Consider the following 18,611-nt stretch of genomic DNA (forward strand, 5'->3'; position numbering starts at 1 on the left):
TTTTATAATTCCTCAAACGTATCTGGTATTCGGTAAAAGGCTGTTGTAAATTCCGTTGAAAGACAGTTTGTCACTCAAAACACCTCATACATTCAAATCGCGCGCTGCTCAACATTACGATAAACCTATGTTCTCAGTGTCAATAGAACGACACTGAGAACGGCCATTTGAACATCTATATCCACGCGCAACATGGCGCAGCATAATGCCGAGCAGCATTGGTGACGTGCGGCACGGACAGCAGCAAAATCTTATCTCACAGGTGGACGCAAGTCCCAGTCAGGAAAACAGCTGGCAAAGCCTTCAAGATTTTGCTTGAGGACGACCTTCTCGCTTTGGGCAATTTCGTTTGTATCGCCACCTAAAAGCGCATCGAGCTCACTTAGATAGTCGGTGTCGCCCAGGCCATTGTCGTTACCCATGGCATTAAATGATCCGTCACGCATTCCCATTGAGTCATCTATATGGGCATTCATGGTACTCGTCATAGTATCGCCGTCCTTCGCGGTGGAAATTGTTGCAGTATTGTTCATAGCGGATTCTCGATCCAGACTTTCGATTCAGACTCTCAATCCATCCTCAACCCAAGCCCTCGACCGAAGCCTTAGGATGCCAAGTACTTCTGGCCCTGTGTTTCGAACTCGCTGACCTTCTCGTTAATCGTGTTCCATTCAGCGACGCAGGCGTCAATGACATCACATCCAGCGGCTTCGAGTTGACCGTACTTTTCATCCATCTTGTTGAGGAATATGGTAGGATTCACATACGTTTGATAGAACTTATAACCGAAGAACGCCGTGAGTCCCAACAGCAGCGGAGTAAAGATGGGCTGGAGCACGATGCTTGCAAGCGCTAAGACGCCACAGACAATCGTAATGTACATGTTCGTTTTGCCCTTTGTCTGCTTACGATTCTCAACTTCTTGTGCCTTTGTCTCATGCAAGTACTGTTTGTAAGCACTCTTGAGCTCGTCTGCGTCTGAATCCTTGTAAATGGTAACCATGTAGTCATTGAGCGTAAGCTGGATGCTTTCGGGAAATGCAGGCTTGGTCTCTTCCAGGTACTTCGTGTATCCGTGGTTAATGTACGGCTTCAAAAACGAGATGGCGGTCTTTTTCTCGGAAAGCGAGGCCTCATCCTTGTTAAGAATCGACTTGACCATTTGCTCAGCGAGGCTCAGTTTTTCGTTTTGCGTGCGTGCTCGCTCGGCCAAAAGCGCCTTCTTTACCTCGGGATAGCGAATGTTTCCGTTGCTCTCTTTAACCTTCGCGAAGCAATACTCCTCATCGCGTAGGCGCACCTCTTCGACAGCATAATTGTTAATAACCTCAACGAGGTTGTCATCGACGTCTTGTTTTATCTGCTCAAGGTCAACTGTCGCGTCCTCTATATCTTTAAATTCCTGCACCAAATCGTAGGAAGAATACACGCGATCAGTGTAGTTTTTGATAGCGTCAAAGTTGTCAACGTGCGCCTGTAGGTTCCTGTAGACCTTGTCATGAGAGCTAGTGCGTGCAACACAAAAGTCCTTCCAGCACTCGGTTTGCGCTTCTTCAAAACCAGGGCCACCCGTTTTAATTTGCCCGAGCCACTTATCGACATAATCGCTGCAAAGGTGCTTGGTATCGGGTCCAAAAACGCCATTGATATAAGCATCAATAAAGGTATAGCATCCTGCGGTAAAGTTTCCAGCGTTAATATGCGAGAAGTAAATGTTGAGCCACTCGTAGCAGGTATCGGTCCTCATATTTCTGCGGCAGATAAGGGCCATCGTAAGCGCGGTACGTTCCTCATCACGACGCAGAGCTTCTCGGATAGCACGGTCCGCCAGATCACGATCATTGTTAATCCATGCGGCTACAGCAATGAGACAGGGCGCAAGCCAGTACTTGGGCGTCGAGATCATAAGCTCTTCCGAAACGTTCGAGATCGTCGTCTTTTTGACCAGCGCCAAATCGGTTGCCTGCAGGACACCGAGCATGGTTTTGCGGACCTGCCCGTACTCACCAAATTCCTTCTCGATTTCTTGACGAACGCGAACGAGCTCCGTGGTGGCCTGCGAAAGCGCCTCTGCACGAATGCGGTCTTTCATGAACTCCTGAAACTGGCGGTTGAGCTGCGCCAAATCATCCTTGGCGACGCTCAAATCGTCCGAGATGGTATCCACTTTATTGTGAACCTGATGCATTTCCTGCTTCAGTTCGCTTACGTCTCTTACCAGTGGTTTGATATCAATAAAATTAACAGCCGCTTTTGCCATGGCGTACTCCTTTTAACGCTTCGCTTCTTTAACGCTTGTTCTTCTCCACATGCTGCTTAGCTCTTGCTCATCTGCTGCTTAAACTTCTGCAGTTCTTGCTCATATGCCAAACAAAGCTTTGTCTTGTAAGGCGAATTCTTCATGCCTCTGACAATAGAACCGATGACCAGCACAAAGTGCTCGTAAAAATACGTAGTTTTTGCCCGCAGCGAAAACGTGTCGTGCTTGTAGGGCGACCCTGGATTTTGCCGTATTGCCTTGATGAGCGCCAAACAGGTTTTTGGAATATCTAAATGCGCTGCAAGCTCTTGATAGTAGGAAGCCATCTGTTCGTCGAGAAAATCGATCGAGCTTCTGCGCTGAATAAAGTAGGGGCACAGCGCATCGATAAATGCTGCGAGCTCGCGGGCATCCTCCTCCGCCTGCATGTTGGAAGTGGAAATATAAATGATTTGCTTTTCGTAGTCGATAAGCGTGGGTGCGCTCGCAAGGATCAATGATTGTAACTCGCGGATCTCGTCGTACTCAAGCGGGTCTGCGTCGCGCTCAATAAGCGAGGCAAAGAAGTTTTGTACGCTCGAGTTTCTCGCATTTTTGACCTCATCATAATAGCTCACGATATACAGCGCGGGCGCATTGTCGATAAACACATTGAGCACGTCAAGCGCGTAGTGGCGCGCCGAGTCCAAGTCACCATTGATAAAAAAGGTGATGGCATTATCTTTAGCAAGGATGACATTTTTGTTCTTGCCGATCGTGGCACGCGAATAGTAGGCTTGTTTGCCGCACTGATTGCATATGATTTTGCGCTCCGCAGCAAGAAAGTCGACATCATGGCTTCCGCATCCAGTACAGCTAAGGTCATTTAGTTCCATTGTGCGTCTTCCCTACACATGCATCTTTTACATACATCTTTTACGTACATCTTCTCCACGTACTACCGTATGGCATTGCGTGTTTTTACGTTGGTCATAAGCTTGTCGACCTGCTCGATGATACGCGAGGCATCGGTCTTCTCGGCAAGAAGCGTTTGAAGCTCGTTGAGCTGGTCATATAGTTCATTTTCGATGACAAGTTTTGACTGATTCGACGAGGCATTGCTGTAATCGAGGAACTGCTTGAGTTCAAGAAGGCGCTTTTTGACATCGAGGTCGGTCGCAGAAGCAAGCACCTCCCCCATCTTTTGAGAAAGCGCTCGATGCGTCTGAACACTACCCTCGACCATGCTGACCTTAGCATCGGTGCTTGTTGCATAGTTGTGAGAAAACATAATGAGTCCCGCATAGATGCACAGGCAGATAAGGTTAATAAAGATGGTATAGCTGAGCTTATAGTTTGTTTGGCTTACAATAAAATTGATGGCAAGCACTAGCACCAAATACACGTCAGTGTAAACAAGTGAGGCGTACTGGATCTCATCTGTTTTGAGCATCCCATCAAAAAAGCCAAGCAAGTAGACAGTGCTTACAAGCGCTGCTATCGCACCAGCAACGCAGGTTGTAAGGAACAGTTCATCCGTTATTTGATCTGTCTTAAAAATAAACATTGCGGCGCCCCACACCACAACCAGCAGCACGGGAACGATAAGAGACTTTAGGTCGGTATTCTTCATGGTATTCTCCCAAACGTCATTGTTTTAGCACGGCAGCGACGCGGACTCGGCGGCCTTAGCACGTCTGTCCGCATTCCATGCAGAACTTCGCGGCGGGCTCTAACGCATGCCCGCAGTTGGCACAAGTCGTAGCAAGGCTTGATCCGCAGTTGGAACAAAACTTGGCACCCACAGACACTTCATGTGAACAGTTAGGGCAGGTGGCTTTTGGCTTTTCTTGTGCGAGCTTTGCGCCGCAGCTCATGCAAAACTTAGCAGCTGGCTCCACGGGTGCCTGACAGGTAGGGCAACTCGAAGCACGAACGGCACCAGGCGTGGCCATGTCGATACTTTGCAAGGTATTCTCGGCAATACTGCCTATGGCGCTTCCCATGCCAGTACCAACCATAGCACCCATGCCTAGGCCCATGCCTGCACCCATAAACGTCGACGACATTCCCTCGTTTTGCGCGGCCGACTGCATGACGTTGAAGCCCTGTTCCTGCTGATAGGTATAGCCTTCGCGCTCGCGCATGCGCGCACGTGCTGCAGACTCAATGTCCATCTTTTTGGCAGCGCCTTCCGCACTGAGCTGATCGCGCTTGCGCTGGATTTTCATCTCGTTGATGGCAGCCAGGTCCTCTTCGGGCACATTGATGGAGTGGAACGAGAAGTTGTCCAGTACCAAACCAAATTCCTCAAAATAGGGTTTGAGCTGCTCAAATACCGCGTCCGAAAACTCGGACAAATGCGTCGAAATTCGAAGAATGCCAATGCGCTTATCGATCATCTCGGCGGCAAGCAAATTGGGAACGTACTCAAGAATTTTTGCGCGCATGAAGCTCACAAATTCGGCTCGCGAGAAGTTCGCCCGTGTGCCAACCACCTTTTGCAAAAAGATGCGTGCCCAAGTTGCGGCGATGCTGGTGTCTACCTGCTCAAGATGCACACCAAACAAACCATTGGCGCGAACATGCACGTTGACTTCTTCCTCGGGATCCTGTAAAAGAATTGGCTGTTGTGTCCCCCATTTAAGCTCATTCATATAGGTGGTATTAATGAAGTATACCGTCGAGTGAAATGCAGATTCGCCACTCGTGAACTTGTGCGCCAGATTCCTAAAGGGAGCAAAACGCGCGTCGCCCGTTTCGAGCTTTATTTTGCAGGGCCCCACAAAAATGGATACCTGGGTCTGACCAGCACTTTCGTCAAGCGAGGTGCCCGTTGACATGTTGTTGGTAAAGATAGCAATTTGGCTGGGACCGACAATAAGGTATGAGCCAGTTGGAAAATCCTCGTATTCAAACTTATGGGCAATCATAGAAGCCGCAACGTCGTCTTCTGGTTCCCATTTGATAAGATCAACGGAAAAAGATCCTACAACCCCTGTGTGCTTTTGTTCCTTAGGGTTGGTACTGCTAAAGAGGCCCATGATTTCCTCCTTTTGCCTCTGTGGTATCTCAGGAAAAATATAGCATACACTGCAGACACAACTTGTTGCTAAAAGGCTGAATCATCAATTTATCTTATATAGTGACCCCGAAGTGACCGAAAGAAGCAATTTACATCTATTGGTCACTAGCGTTAAAAATTTGTACAGCACACAGTTACTTAAAATTGCACATAAGTTGTGCATGAGTTGTGCACAGCTAAGGCTTAAAAATGCCTGTTCATACCATTTGGAACGCAAAATATACCGTTTGGCGAGAAGGCCAGCGTGGTCTTCTCGGCTTTATCCAAACGCCTCTATTAAAAACGGGAACAAACCTTTAAAATTGAACAACTTTTTAATGGAAGTTGTTTTGCTACAGCTGTCTTGAGCCACGTCAGAGACTAAATCGAAGCTTGGGCCCAGACAATCGGCGACACATATATGAACAAGAGAGGTGACTGTCTTCATGGATATCGCAGCTTTGGTATCTCAATTCAGTGAGATGCGACCGCTTCCCCATGGTTTAACCCTTGCGCAAGCACAGCCACATCATATTCCTCAAATCATGCAAACCATCGAGGCGGCGCGCAAGATCATGCGTCGCTACAACAACTTTAACCAATGGACAAGTGTCTACCCCGCCCATGAGGACATCGCAGAAGATGTCGCAGGCGGACGCGGGGTGGTATGTCTCGATAAACACAACACGGTCGTCGGCTATATGGCACTGTACTTTACCCCGCAGGATAATTATGCAAACATCAGCGGTAATTGGCTGGATGACACCGTTCCCTATGCAACCATACATCGCCTTGCGGTGCGAGTTGCACGCCACGGCATTGGCAAAATTCTTGCGCAGTGCGCTATGAGCTGCAACATGAGCGTTCGAGTTGACACCCATGAGGTTAACACTGCCATGCGTACGCTGCTTACAAATCTTGGCTACCAGGAGTGTGGCACCGTGTGGGTAGAAGATGGCACCCCACGCATCGCATATCAGTGGCTTGGTAAGTTTGACTTGTCGGCGTAACACCACCGTTCACAACAATACAATACATGCTCACGCAGAAGATGTGTCATATATATATATATGGTATTCAATGGCGCGTACGTCGACTTACCTGTCAACGTACGCGCCGCATGAAGCAAAATTAACCGCCGAACTACTTGCCAAGAAGATCCTCAACATCCATTGCAATCATGAGCTCTTCGTTGGTGGGCACCACAAGCACGGTAGCTGCAGAGTCATCCGTCGAAATAATGCGTGGCTCATCCGAGCGAACCTTGTTCTTCTCGACATCAATTTTAATACCAAGCCAGGCGAGCTCTTTGGCAACCTCTGCACGCGTCAGCTCAGAATTCTCGCCAATGCCAGCGGTAAAGACGATGGTGTCAAAGCCGTGCATCGACTGTGCCATCTCGGCAATGAGCTGCGCGATGCGGTAATAAAACATCTTGAGCGTCATCTGGCAATGCTCGTTACCCTCGGAAGCTGCTTGCTCAATGTCGCGCGAGTCGCTCGAGATGTCCGACAGCGCGCGCAGACCCGACTGCTTGTTCATCATGGTGTCGATCTCGTCGATACTGTAGCCACCAACGCGATACAGATAAAAGACCGTCGCAGGGTCGATCGTGCCCGTACGCGTACCCATAATCAGACCATCGAGCGGGGTCAAGCCCATGGTAGTGTCCATGGATTTACCATCCTGAATGGCGCACAGCGAGGCGCCTGAGCCAATGTGGCAGCTTATGAGTTTGTGGGTCTTCTCGCCCATGAGTTTGTGCGTGAGATACCAAATATAGCGGTGAGAAGTGCCATGTGCACCGTACTTACGAATATGGTACTTGTCGACCACGTCACGCGGCAAAGCGTAACGGCTGGCCTTCTCGGGCATGTTGAAGTGGAAAGCAGTGTCGGGAACAATCACGTTACCGATGGAGGGGAACAAATCGCGGCAGATCTCGATAACGTCGGCCTCGGCGTAATTGTGCAGGGGCGCTAAGGGCGCAACCTCGCGCACTTTTTGCAGAGTGTCATCGGTGACGACCTCCGACTTGGAGAAGTACCAACCGCCCTGTACCACGCGGTGACCGATGCCTTCGATGCTGTTGATGTCAAAGCCAGCACCTTTAAGAATCTCAAAGACGTACTGGACGGCAACGCGGTGATTGGGAAGCTCCACGTCCATCTTGGACTTTTGACCGCGCTCTTCATGACCGATAAAAGAGTCGTTAATACCAATGCGCTCGCAATTACCCTTTGCCTTCACCTCATGCGTAGTGGTGTCCAGCAACTGATATTTTAAAGATGAACTGCCAGCATTGATAACAAGAACGTTCATTAAGACTCCTTTTTGTCCATTTCAGCCTCTGCGCGGCGCAGTGCCGGCCGGATGCGAATACGCGGCGAAGCGCCGTGTGTATTGCAGCAGCGTATGGTGCACGCACCTTCGGTGATGCGCAGACGTGCGCTACACGTAAACTAATATACTATACGTCATATATGCACTTATGCAAGCGTATCAGACAAGCGATGACCGCCAAGAATGTGCCAATGCAAGTGATGCACGGTCTGCCCAGCATCATCACCCGTGTTGGCTACAATACGAAAACCTGATTCACGAACACCGCAGGTGTCGACTACATGCTCAACACAATCAAGCATGCCTGCAAGAAGCTGTCCGTCAACACCATCTAAGATGTTTTCATGATGCGTCTTGGGAACCACCAAGACATGCACGGGTGCAAGCGGATGTGCGTCCTTAAAGGCTGCAGCCTGCTCGTTTTGATACACCATATCGGTAGGGATGGCGCCTTGGGCAAGTTTGCAAAAAATACAATCGTCCATGTTTAGCCCTTCTATTCGTTGATAAACGCAGTGGAAGGTGCGGCGGTGGTATCAGGTACGCTCGCCTGATCCTGATCAAGTAATACCTGCACCTGTTGCTCAGCATTTTCCAGGCGCTTGTGAAGATCGGCTAAAAGCTTGACGCCACGACTGTACCTATCGAGCGCTTCTTCAAGCTCAAGGTCGCCACTTTCCAATGCGCGCACAATGTGCTCAAGCTCGATATTTGCCTGCTTAAAGCTTAACTCTTCAATGGGTGTTTGCGGGGTGCTTTCCATGGTTGATCTCCTGTTCTTGATGGTTTGCCTTAGTTGGTGTTGGCGTTTGCCTTAGTTGGTATTTGATTTCAGTCCTTAACGTTTGCTTGCCGAGCGGTCGATCTTCTCGGCAGAAGCAGTCTTATCGGCTTTATCGGCTTGCTCGGCAGAAGTGACCCGCGTCTGCAGCGAGCCGTCACGCAGCGTAATGTTCACAACATCGCCTGGGGTAACGTCGCTTGTCTTTTTTATCACGTGCCCTCCTGCATTGCGCACGATCGCATACCCACGCGAAAGCACGGCAAACGGCGACAAGGCCTCGAGGGATGCCGCATTTTTGTCGATGCGCATCACGTAGGGGTGCAACATCTTGGAACCGCAAATATGCAGACGATGCGAAAGGGTTTGCGCCTGTGTCTTGTAGCGCTCCACAAAGCGAGGAAGGCTGTCAACGAGGCGCTGCTCAGTTTGCAGCAGCGCGGAGGTGTAATCGTCCAGAATAGCAGTGGGGTCTGTAAGGCAGCGGCGCTGCGCCAAAGCCTCAAGACGGCTCTTCTCGACAGCTAGGCGGTTTTGCAATGCGAGACGCGTGCGAGAGCTGGCTGTTTCGAGCTCTGTTTTGTGCTGGCGCACCAACGTTCCCATCACGCGGCCCAGACGCTCTTGACGGTTGTTGACCGCAACAACAATTTCGCTGATCGCGGGGGCAACGCTTTCGGCAGCAGCAGTGGGCGTTGAGGTACGCCTATCGGCGACCATATCGCAAATCGTGACGTCGGGCTCGTGGCCGATACCCGTTACCACAGGCACAGGACAGGCCGCCACCGCGCGGGCGAGCGCCTCGTCGTTAAAGCACATAAGATCCTCGTACGATCCACCGCCTCGCACGAGCAAAATGCAATCGGGCTGGGCAGTAGCAGCAATATCAAGCGCGCGCATAATAGTAGCGGCAGCGGTTGTGCCCTGCACTGAGCAACCTGCGCAGAGCAGCGAAACCAACGGATTACGACGCAGCAGGGTTCGACGCACGTCTTCAATGACGCTACCCGACAAAGAAGTCACGACTGCAACGCGGGTACAAAACGCAGGAATATGGCGCTTTTTAGCGGGATCCATCAGGCCTTCGTTTTCGAGCTTTTTGGCCAGAGCTGCAACCTGCTGGCGCAGCAAGCCCTCGCCTGCTATCGATAAACTCTTGGCCTTGAAACTTAATTTTCCTGAAGCGGGATAAATATCAAAGGTGCCCGTCATTTGAATTTTGAGACCATCAGCAAGCTGCACACCACTTGCTTGATAAAGGCTCTTCCAAACAATGACCTCCATCGCGGCAGTTTCATCTTTAATTTGAAAATAGCAGTGGCCACTCCTGCTGTTGGGCCCTCTAAAACCCGAGACCTCTCCTACCACCGTAAAGGCAGGAATCGTTTTTGCAGCCGCATTGATAAGCTTGATCGCGTCGGATACCGATAAGGGCTTCTCTTCGGCATCCCATGCAACGGTTTGGTAATTCTCTTGCATGCATCTTCCTTATCTCTTACGTACGCGGGCATGTGCAAGCGCTTGCGGGCAGGCGCTGGCACTAGGTGCCAGCATCAGTCGTCAGAACGACTTTTTAAAAGATACAACAACTCTAAGACAGAAATAAGTGCAGCAGCCACATAAGTCAAAGCGGCGGCAATCAGTACCTTGCGCGCACCCTTTGCTACCAGCGGACTTAAACCAGACGAAGACGAGCGAATGTAGTTGTACGCACGACGTGAAGCATTAAATTCAACAGGAAGGGTCACAACCTGAAACACCACAATGGCCACATAGAGCATGATGGCAAGGTTCACCAGACCTGCGATGCCCATAAACAAACCCGCCATCAGAATAAATACCCAGGCAGACGAAACAAATTGCACAGTAGGAACAAGTGCACTACGAAGCTTCAACGGCAGATAACTCTTGGCGTGCTGAATCGCGTGACCCGCCTCGTGACAAGCCACCGCAATCGACGCCACCGAACCGCCGCGCAAATTATGCTCCGACAGATTGAGTACGCGTGTCCGCGGATCATAGTTATCGGTAAGCTCACCTGCGATGCCCTGAATATCGACACCATATACACCCTGCGAATCCAACATACGCTGAGCGATCTGCGCACCTGTATGCGGCGTCTTTGCATCAACCGCGCTCCAACGCTTATAAGTTTTACTGATATACAACTGCGCCGATAAGCCCAGCACCATCGAGACAATTATCAGCGCCCAGTACCAAAGACCGCCACCGTAAAAACTTCCATAAAAAAGGCCGTTCATAGATTTGCATCCTTACTTTATCTGCTTATTATCTGCTTATGTGTACGTATGTTTGTTATACCCAAAAGCTACTCGCAAGCGCTGCGGGCGAGCAAAGCACGTCGAGAAGCACATCAAGCGCACAACGTGACCGAGAAGATCATCTAACCTCGCTATAGCTCACTAAAAAATCTCGAGACGTCCATTTTTAACGGTCAGAGCCGTCTGCCCGCGGAAGAGCGATTCAAGCGTTTTACCTGCAAGTTCGTAGCGCCATCCTTCCGATAAGCGCGACGGGGGTGTTGTTTTCTTGCGTGATGATGTGCGTTTTGCGGCAGCACCCGTCGAGCTCGCGGTCTTCTCGGCAGCAGCGTCCTTTTGATACAGCGCCTCGGCAAAGTTACGCAGGTCATCGCGGGATGCGATGAGTGATATAGCCACGCCAGACTTATCGGCAATGATGCGTAAAAGCGCATACGCCAAATCGAGCACGCTTTCGAATGCAGGATTGTGCTGATGACGTTCAGCGGTCTGAGGCGTCCAAGCAGCAGGACAGTTGCGACCTGCCTCCAGCGCCTTAAGGATCGCTAAGCGCTCTGCGAAGCTTAGATGCTCCGTACCACGAACACGACGAACATCATGCTCGGTAGTAGGAGCAAGCCGACACAGCTCAATGGTCGTCTCGTCCGATAAGACCCAGCGGCGCGGACGATTTTCTTTTTGTGCAACGCCCTCGCGCCAGGCACACACTTCGCGGGCAATAGCCAGCTGTCTACGTGTAAAGGAGTTGGAACGCTTTAAGCGCTTGTAGGCCTCTTCGGGAGCAATATTCCAACGCGAGGCGTCACAATATGACTCCATCTCGGGCATGACCCAACCCAGACGGTCCTTCTCGATAAGCTGCTGCATCATGGTCTGATAGATGTGCGGCAAATACGTCACATCATCGGCGGCATAGCGTAGCTGCTCTGAATCCAGCGGGCGGGCCGCCCAATCGGTCAATGTCACCGTTTTTGGCAGGCGCACACCTTCGTACAACTGCACAAGCGGCGCCAGTCCCAGCTGATGCGGGTGCCCCAAAAAACCGGCAGCAATCTGCGTATCAAAAATCGGATGGGCGACCACACCTGTTGCATACTCCAGCACTTCCAAATCCTGAGAGCACGCATGAAATATTTTGACGATTGACTCATCTTTTAAAAGCTCAGCTAAGGGGCTTAAATTTTCTATCAATATGGGGTCGATAAGGGCATTGGCGCTTGGGGTGGCCAGCTGCACAAGGCACAGCTTGGGATAAAAGGTATTGTCACGCACAAACTCGGTATCGACTGCCACGAACTTCTCGGCACGGACCTGTGCAATAAATGCTTCTAATTCTGAGAAGGCTGAAATATACATGAGCCCCTTTCGCTTGTGTGGTGCTACCGTTATGCTACCGTTAGTATGATACCGAGGCGGCGTGTACTACGCCATGGCTCGTACGGCACTATGGCTGTGCGGTGCCACAATCAGTACGCTCTCTACGGTAATAGAAATGACGCAACATCTGAGGAGAAAATCGTGCGTGCGCTTATCATTCACAATCCCCTCTCGGGTTTTGGCTCGGATGCCATCTACGAATTTCAGCGCTCGTTGCTGCAGCAGGGCGACGAGGCGGTGGTACGAGTCCTGAAGGACAACTTCAATCCCGAGGCAGCCTGCCATAACGTTGCTGATTTTGACCTTGTGGTATTGTCGGGCGGCGATGGCACGATGGCCACGTTTTTGTATTACCTGAAGAAATTTGCTATTCCTACCTGCATTTTCCCCTCGGGCACGTCAAACTTGTTGTTCCTAAACTTGGGCAATGCCGCCGACCCTGCCGCCATTGCCAATGCCTGCCGCAATGGTCTTGTTATTAAAAGTGACCTGGGCGAGATTTGCTGGAAAGATGCACACGGCAGCGTGCATACCAAGGGTTTTTGCCTCATGAGTGGCCTTGGCTACGATGGCGAGTTTATGCAGCTTGCAGCCCAAAACAAAGCCGCGCTCGGCGAAGCTGCATACTTCGCAGCCGCCATCAGCACTTTGACTCCCAAGGTGTCGCACTTCACGATTACCGTCGATGGCAAAACTTACAAACGCACGGGCATCTCGTGCATCGTTGCCAATAACGCTATGATCCAGGGAGACATCAAGCTCATCCCCAATAACACCATGACTGATGGCCTGCTTGATATCATGGTCTTGCGCGTCAACCGCACCTATGAGCTTTTGCCCTCGGTCATTACCTCGCTGTTCGATAAGACTGGCAAAAATCTTGGTCGCCCCATGATAGAAACCTTCCGTGGCAAGGACATTGAAGTCACATCCACAAAAATGCTTCCTCTACAGACTGATGGAGACCCAAGCGCCTGTGAGGCGCGCTGGTATCACGCGCGAGTCTTGCCAAAAGTAAATGATTTGATTGTTGATGCCACGAGTTTTTATGCGTCACAGGCACAAAAAGCAGCGACGAATTTGCCTGGAGCGGTGATCCTGCCTTATCCCGCTGAGTAAACGGATGATCTTCGGGAGCATTACGCTGACGAGAAGACCGACTGGTCGCCACCCAGGTCGCCACCCCGATTGCTGCTCAATCGCTACCCTGGAAACACCATGGTTAACAGGGTAAAGCCAGCAAGACCTACCACCACGCACCACACAAGCGAACGCGTAATGCGCGCTACAACAATCACCGCCGCAGCAGCAATCAACGGTACAAGGCCCTGCACTATGCCTTTCTCGAACATGTGAGGACTCAGCAAATCATTCGCGAGCAGCGCTGCGAAGGCCGCAAGAGGAATGAGCGACACAGCGTCCTTTACCCGATGCGGCAGCACCTTACCCTTGAGCATGAGCATGGGCGCAATGCGAAAAAGCAAAATGGTGACCGTACAGCAGCCAAAAATAATCAAAAAATCAATGGTCGACAAACTCAAGCTCATGAAACACTCATTTCGTTTTTTTCTTCGTAGACAAGCCCAGCGATCACGCCAATGGTCGCGCCGACCAAAATGGCAACGCCACTGAGGCCAAGACATTTACAGGCAAACACGCTGGCCGCCGAGGTTGCGATCACGAGGTAGGCCTGTTTATTCATGCGTTGTGTGCAGAGAAGACAAATAAAAATGGAGGTCATTGCAAAACTTGCCACAGCCAACGGAATGCTTATGAGACTTCCCAGCAAGCTCCCCAAAAATGCCGACGAGGCCCACGCGCTCAAGCAGCAAAGATTGAGTATGGTGGCCGATGCAATATCCCAGTCGTCATCCTGTGCAAGACGGTCGAGGTTAAGACCAAAGCTTTCGTCGGTAACGGTCGCTGCAAATAACATGGTCAGAGGCTTGCCCGTGTTGGTGACATAGGGAGAAAGCGCCGTTGAATATAACAGTTGTCGCGTGTTGATAAACGACACGCTCATGATGATGGACAAAATGCTTCCACCCGCAAGGAGCATGTTTGCTGCCATAAATTGACCTGTGCCCGAATAAAAAATGAGGGAAAAAATACCCACCATCCAAGGCGTAAATCCTGTTGAATTCGAAAGAATCCCACAAGGAATACCTATGGAGACGTAGCCGAGCATGACGGGCAACGCCAACATAAAAATGCTCTTTAGGCGGTCTGGCGTCAGACGATGGATGCTAGCCGTCTCGCGGACGTCCTCGTCGGTATTCTCGGCAGTTTGATGTGTTACTTCCACAACGTGCGTTCCTCACTGGTTTTGTTCTTCATACCCTTCTTCATCCTCGCTAAGGATACAACGTATTTGGTGTTGCGGGTCCGCGCAAAAGCGCAGCGTAAAAGAAAAATATAGTATTTAGACGTTTTCTGTGTGCTGATGCATAAGCTCTGTTACATATCCCCAGTCAGTGGTACATATGTTGTAAGTTTATGTTTGTGTGTTTGTACACGCGAAGGCACGCAAAAAACACACGTGAGCAGACGCGCAAACGCACAGCTCCGTACGGGGCGCTCGATGTAGTAAACTAGAGATACTACCTGCACTTGTGTACGAGAAATGAGCAACCATGATTGAGCTTATCGGCATTCAAAAATCATATAAAACTGGTTCGTTTGTACAAAAAGTACTCAACGATATTTCAGTAACCTTCAGAGACAACGAATTTGTTGCCGTGCTGGGTCCCTCGGGAAGTGGCAAAACGACGATGCTCAACATTGTTGGTGGCCTTGACCGCGCGGATGATGGCGAGCTTTTGATCAACGGTGTCTCGACCAAAACCTACAATCACAAGGATTGGGACACCTACCGCAACCATCACGTCGGCTTCGTATTTCAGAGCTACAACCTCATTCCCCACCAGACAATTCTTTCGAACGTTGAACTGGCATTGACGCTTTCGGGCGTGCCCAAGGCCGAGAAGAAAAAGCGTGCCAGCGAGGCACTTGCTAGGGTTGGTCTTGGCGAGCACATTCACAAGAAGCCCAATCAGCTTTCGGGTGGACAAATGCAGCGTGTTGCTATTGCTCGTGCGTTGGTCAACGACCCCGACATTGTGCTTGCCGACGAGCCCACAGGTGCTTTGGATGTAAAAACAGGCCTGCAGATCATGGATCTGCTTCGCGAAATTTCGCACGATCGCTTGGTTATTATGGTCACACACAACCCCGAGCTTGCAGACAACTATGCTACGCGTATCGTAAGTTTGCAGGACGGCTGCATTATTGACGACACGCAGCCAGTCAGTGCAAAGGAGCGCTTGGGCGATGCGGCTGCTGCGGCGGGAGCGGAACCTACCAACACAAACGCAGGCAATGACGCCACCGCTGTTATCAAGGCATCCGCGGCAAACACGCGTGGCGGCTTTAAAAAATCGCGCAAGGCATCGATGTCGTTTTTGACGGCGCTGGAACTGTCGGCACACAACTTGTTTACGAAAAAGGGTCGCACGATTCTAACAGCCTTCGCAGGCTCCATCGGCATTATCGGCATTGCAGCAATTCTTGCCCTCTCGAACGGAGTCAATGCCTACATTGAGCGCATGCAGTCGGATGCCATGGCCTCCTACCCTGTCAGCATTACCGACCGCGCGGCTGACTTTGGTAAGCTGCTCACCACCATGACACGCACCAACGATGAGGACAAGCAGAAGGATGTCCGCAGTGATCAGGTGGGTATTACCTCGGATGTTTCGTCCATGTTCGATACGGTCAAAAAGAATGACCTCGCAAGCTTCAAAACCTACCTTGAGTCAAAGGACTCAAAAATCAAGGACTACACCCACGTTATCCAGTACCACTACGGTGCCAAGCCGAAGTTTTATCAGCCCGAGAAGAACGCTAGCACGCTGCCCTTAGGTAACCTGCTAGGCAGCTCCGAATCGAGCAACCCCCTGCAAAACATGACCGCCACCTATTCTTCGGGAAGCAACACCTCGACCGACAGCTTTTACGAGCTGCTAAGTAACCAAAAATTGCTGGATGCCCAGTACAAGGTCGTGACGGGACGCTGGCCAAAAGCGTACAACGAAGCGGTGCTCACCCTCGACAAAAACGGTCAGATTTCTGACTACACGCTGTACAGCATCGGCGTGCTTGATCCTGCGATTTTCCGCAAGTTGATCGACAACCTCTCGAAGCGCAATGCAGCCGAGATCGAGCCCGTCAAAAATATTAACTTCACCTACGAAGACGCCTTGAAGCTCCGCTACAAGGTCGTTGAGCAGCCCAATCTGTATCAGTTTAACGAGGCGACCAAGACTTGGTCGGACATGTCAAAAGACACTGCCTACATGCGCAAAGCTATCGAAAATGGCATCGAGGTGCGCGTAGTCGGCGTCATTCGTCCGCGTACTTCCAATGCAGCAGCCGCCATTGCACAGGGCATTGGTTACACGCCCGCGCTCACGCAAAAGCTGATGCAGAACACTTCGCAAACCGAGATCGTCAAACAGCAGCTCGCACAACCCGATATTGATGTCTTTACCAAAAAGAGCTTCGATGAGCTCAACTCAAGCAAGCACAAGGATTTTGATTTGAGCAAGCTCTTCTCGATTGATCAGGCCGCGATGGCCAAGGCATTTTCGTTTGATACCTCAAAGTTGGCAGGACTTGCGGGTAATGCCGAGAAGTTCAAGCCAAAGGTCGATTTTTCGAACCTGTTTGATGGACTTGACCTGACCAGCAGTTTTGATCCAAGCAAGATCACCTATGATCCCGAAGAGCTCAAAAAGGTGTTCCCCGCCGATCTTATCGCCACGCTTATGCAAACGGCACCGAAACCAGACTTCTCGCAACTTTCGAGCGAGCTAGGACAGGCGCAGCAAGAGCAAATGGGACAGGTCGTTTTCCAGATTGCCCGTGGCTTTGTGCCCTGGTGGTTTGCGCAGCATCCTGGTGAGTCGCTGACCGAGACAACCGATCTCACACAAGATTTGCAGGCGTACCTGCAAACACCTGCCGTACAGACGCAGCTCTCGCACCTGGCTTCGCAGGCGGGCACAACGCTCAAAACGAAGATCGAAAGCTTTATGCAAACGTATTTCACGCAGCAGTTTGCCCCCTATTTGCAAAATCAGCTGAAGACCTTGGCGGAGGTAGCTGCCAAAAACCTGATGCAGCAAATTGGTGCGTCGATCCAGGCGCAGATGAGCGTGGTACAAAAGGGTTTGCAGGAAACACTGACTAAAAATCTGACGAGTGCCATGCGGCAAGCGATGCCAAGTCCCGATGCGCTGGGAGCCATGGGCGGCATGCCCGACTTGTCCAAGGCCTTCTCGTTTGACCAAAAGGCTTTTGCAAACGCCATTCACTTTAATATGACGCAAGAAGAGCTGGGTGATTTGTTCTCGAACTTGGCGGGTGGCAAGCAGTACGATTATGAGTCCAACCTCGTCAAACTTGGCTATGGCGACTTATCGCAACCCTCGAAGATCGACCTGTATCCCAAGGACTTTGATGCAAAAAAGCAGATCATGAACGAGATTGATGCCTATAACGAGAAACTCAAGAAGGAAGGTAAAGAAAAGCAGGTCATCACCTACAGCGACTTTACGGGAACCCTCCTGAACTCGGTGACCAACATCGTGAACATGATTTCACTCGTCCTGATTGCCTTTGTCAGCATTTCACTGGTTGTCAGCTCGATCATGATTGGCATTATTACCTACATTTCGGTACTAGAACGCCGCAAAGAGATTGGTATTTTGCGTGCCATGGGTGCTTCGCGCGCCAACGTTGCCAATGTCTTTAATGCCGAAACCTTTATCGAAGGTCTTATCTCCGGACTCTTTGCTATTTTGTTTGTCGGCGCGGTCTCGGTACCCATCAATGCGGTTGTGAAGCATATTAACGGTATCGAAAATATCATGCAGCTTGCTCCCCTTTCGGCGGTGCTGCTCATCATAATTTCTATTGTACTGACCGTTATTGCAGGTATTCTTCCCGCTAGGAAGGCCGCCAAGGCTGACCCCGTCGAAGCCCTGCGCAGTGAATAGAAATGTAGCGCTTTTGTATGTGCTTTTTTGCTTCTCGTGTTCGTTACAGCGAAACCAATGAGATTGATACGGGTGAGCTCTATGCACGCGCCGATGCTTTGTGGTTCATGTTTGATCGTATCAAGCAGCGTCCCATCGTGGCTCCCGAAGAAGAATGGGCTCCGTATGCGCCGCGGATCAAGCAGCGACTGACAAGAAGACTGACAAAAGTGCTAAATCATCGTCAAAGCTCACGCCACCACTGCCGTTGCAGCAGCTCAAACGCATCTGCGTACAATACGTGCATGCGGCCGTACTCGGCGACACGATCGTACCGCCCGTATACGTTGAGGACGTTGCTGCCAGTGTGCGTTTAGTTCGTGGGGTCAATGCAGGTGCTGCCTCTAACAATACGGGCGCCGCCTCTACAGCAACGCCCGATACCGAAACCACATTTGCGATTGTTAAGTTCTTAGATGCCTAAGCT

17 protein-coding genes are annotated in these 18,611 nt (G+C 50.7%); 4 read left to right on the plus strand and 13 right to left on the minus strand.

The genetic code is table 11. The features are described from left to right. Nucleotides 1-251 precede the first annotated feature (251 nt). The 5 genes from HMPREF3192_RS03060 to HMPREF3192_RS03080 form a co-directional block, all read right to left on the minus strand. Complete coding sequence (locus HMPREF3192_RS03060; RefSeq protein ID WP_066305227.1) at nt 252-533, minus strand: hypothetical protein; 282 nt, start codon at nt 531-533, stop codon at nt 252-254. Between the two features lie 71 nt (nt 534-604). Continuing rightward, the gene (locus HMPREF3192_RS03065; RefSeq protein ID WP_066305229.1) at nt 605-2,260 is read right to left on the minus strand and encodes a hypothetical protein; all 1,656 of its coding nucleotides are present in this window, start codon (nt 2,258-2,260) and stop codon (nt 605-607) included. A 56-nt stretch (nt 2,261-2,316) separates the two neighbouring features. Continuing rightward, on the minus strand, nt 2,317-3,135 hold the full coding sequence (locus HMPREF3192_RS03070; protein WP_066305231.1) for a hypothetical protein: 819 nt from the start codon (nt 3,133-3,135) through the stop codon (nt 2,317-2,319). A gap of 62 nt (nt 3,136-3,197) precedes the next feature. Then, nucleotides 3,198-3,872: a hypothetical protein gene (locus tag HMPREF3192_RS03075; RefSeq protein ID WP_066305233.1), complete on the minus strand. Its 675-nt coding sequence runs from the start codon at nt 3,870-3,872 to the stop codon at nt 3,198-3,200. A 55-nt stretch (nt 3,873-3,927) separates the two neighbouring features. Beyond that, the gene (locus HMPREF3192_RS03080; protein WP_066305234.1) at nt 3,928-5,283 is read right to left on the minus strand and encodes an SPFH domain-containing protein; all 1,356 of its coding nucleotides are present in this window, start codon (nt 5,281-5,283) and stop codon (nt 3,928-3,930) included. A 466-nt stretch (nt 5,284-5,749) separates the two neighbouring features. On the opposite strand from HMPREF3192_RS03080, the gene HMPREF3192_RS03085 reads away from it, so the two are divergent. Then, entirely contained in the window at nt 5,750-6,313 is a 564-nt protein-coding gene (locus HMPREF3192_RS03085; RefSeq protein WP_066305236.1) for an N-acetyltransferase, read from the plus strand. Between the two features lie 133 nt (nt 6,314-6,446). On the opposite strand, the gene HMPREF3192_RS03090 is transcribed toward HMPREF3192_RS03085, so the two are convergent. The 6 genes from HMPREF3192_RS03090 to rnd all read right to left on the minus strand — a co-directional run bounded on the left by HMPREF3192_RS03090 (nt 6,447) and on the right by rnd (nt 12,065). Then, nucleotides 6,447-7,625: an acetate/propionate family kinase gene (locus tag HMPREF3192_RS03090; RefSeq protein WP_066305238.1), complete on the minus strand. Its 1,179-nt coding sequence runs from the start codon at nt 7,623-7,625 to the stop codon at nt 6,447-6,449. A 167-nt stretch (nt 7,626-7,792) separates the two neighbouring features. Beyond that, nucleotides 7,793-8,131: an HIT domain-containing protein gene (locus HMPREF3192_RS03095; RefSeq protein ID WP_066305240.1), complete on the minus strand. Its 339-nt coding sequence runs from the start codon at nt 8,129-8,131 to the stop codon at nt 7,793-7,795. An 11-nt stretch (nt 8,132-8,142) separates the two neighbouring features. After that, nucleotides 8,143-8,409 (minus strand): exodeoxyribonuclease VII small subunit, encoded by a 267-nt coding sequence (gene xseB / locus HMPREF3192_RS03100; RefSeq protein WP_066305242.1) that lies wholly within the window; start codon nt 8,407-8,409, stop codon nt 8,143-8,145. Nucleotides 8,410-8,484: 75 nt separating this feature from the next. Continuing rightward, nucleotides 8,485-9,906, minus strand: coding sequence for an exodeoxyribonuclease VII large subunit (gene xseA / locus HMPREF3192_RS03105; protein ID WP_066305244.1), 1,422 nt, complete (start codon nt 9,904-9,906; stop codon nt 8,485-8,487). Between the two features lie 74 nt (nt 9,907-9,980). Continuing rightward, nucleotides 9,981-10,688, minus strand: coding sequence for a zinc metallopeptidase (locus tag HMPREF3192_RS03110; RefSeq protein ID WP_066305246.1), 708 nt, complete (start codon nt 10,686-10,688; stop codon nt 9,981-9,983). 162 nt (nt 10,689-10,850) lie between these two features. Continuing rightward, complete coding sequence (gene rnd, locus HMPREF3192_RS03115; RefSeq protein ID WP_066305247.1) at nt 10,851-12,065, minus strand: ribonuclease D; 1,215 nt, start codon at nt 12,063-12,065, stop codon at nt 10,851-10,853. Nucleotides 12,066-12,227: 162 nt separating this feature from the next. Between rnd and HMPREF3192_RS03120 the strand changes: the two genes are divergently transcribed. Continuing rightward, on the plus strand, nt 12,228-13,205 hold the full coding sequence (locus tag HMPREF3192_RS03120; RefSeq protein WP_066305249.1) for a diacylglycerol/lipid kinase family protein: 978 nt from the start codon (nt 12,228-12,230) through the stop codon (nt 13,203-13,205). A gap of 83 nt (nt 13,206-13,288) precedes the next feature. Here the strand turns inward: HMPREF3192_RS03120 and HMPREF3192_RS03125 are convergent, their stop codons facing one another. Together HMPREF3192_RS03125 and HMPREF3192_RS03130 are read right to left on the minus strand one after the other, a co-directional pair. Continuing rightward, on the minus strand, nt 13,289-13,633 hold the full coding sequence (locus HMPREF3192_RS03125; RefSeq protein ID WP_066305251.1) for an AzlD domain-containing protein: 345 nt from the start codon (nt 13,631-13,633) through the stop codon (nt 13,289-13,291). Further along, entirely contained in the window at nt 13,630-14,274 is a 645-nt protein-coding gene (locus HMPREF3192_RS03130; protein ID WP_082715607.1) for an AzlC family ABC transporter permease, read from the minus strand. Before HMPREF3192_RS03130 ends, HMPREF3192_RS03125 begins: the two co-directional genes overlap by 4 nt. 445 nt (nt 14,275-14,719) lie before the next feature. On the opposite strand from HMPREF3192_RS03130, the gene HMPREF3192_RS03135 reads away from it, so the two are divergent. Beyond that, on the plus strand, nt 14,720-18,145 hold the full coding sequence (locus HMPREF3192_RS03135) for an ABC transporter ATP-binding protein/permease (protein ID WP_066305252.1): 3,426 nt from the start codon (nt 14,720-14,722) through the stop codon (nt 18,143-18,145). Nucleotides 18,146-18,299: 154 nt separating this feature from the next. Next, nucleotides 18,300-18,608, plus strand: a complete 309-nt coding sequence (locus HMPREF3192_RS03140; RefSeq protein WP_066305253.1) for a hypothetical protein — start codon at nt 18,300-18,302, stop codon at nt 18,606-18,608. The last annotated feature ends 3 nt before the right edge of the window (nt 18,609-18,611 follow it).

It is taken from the genome of Atopobium deltae, assembly GCF_001552785.1.
Taxonomy (GTDB): domain Bacteria; phylum Actinomycetota; class Coriobacteriia; order Coriobacteriales; family Atopobiaceae; genus Atopobium; species Atopobium deltae.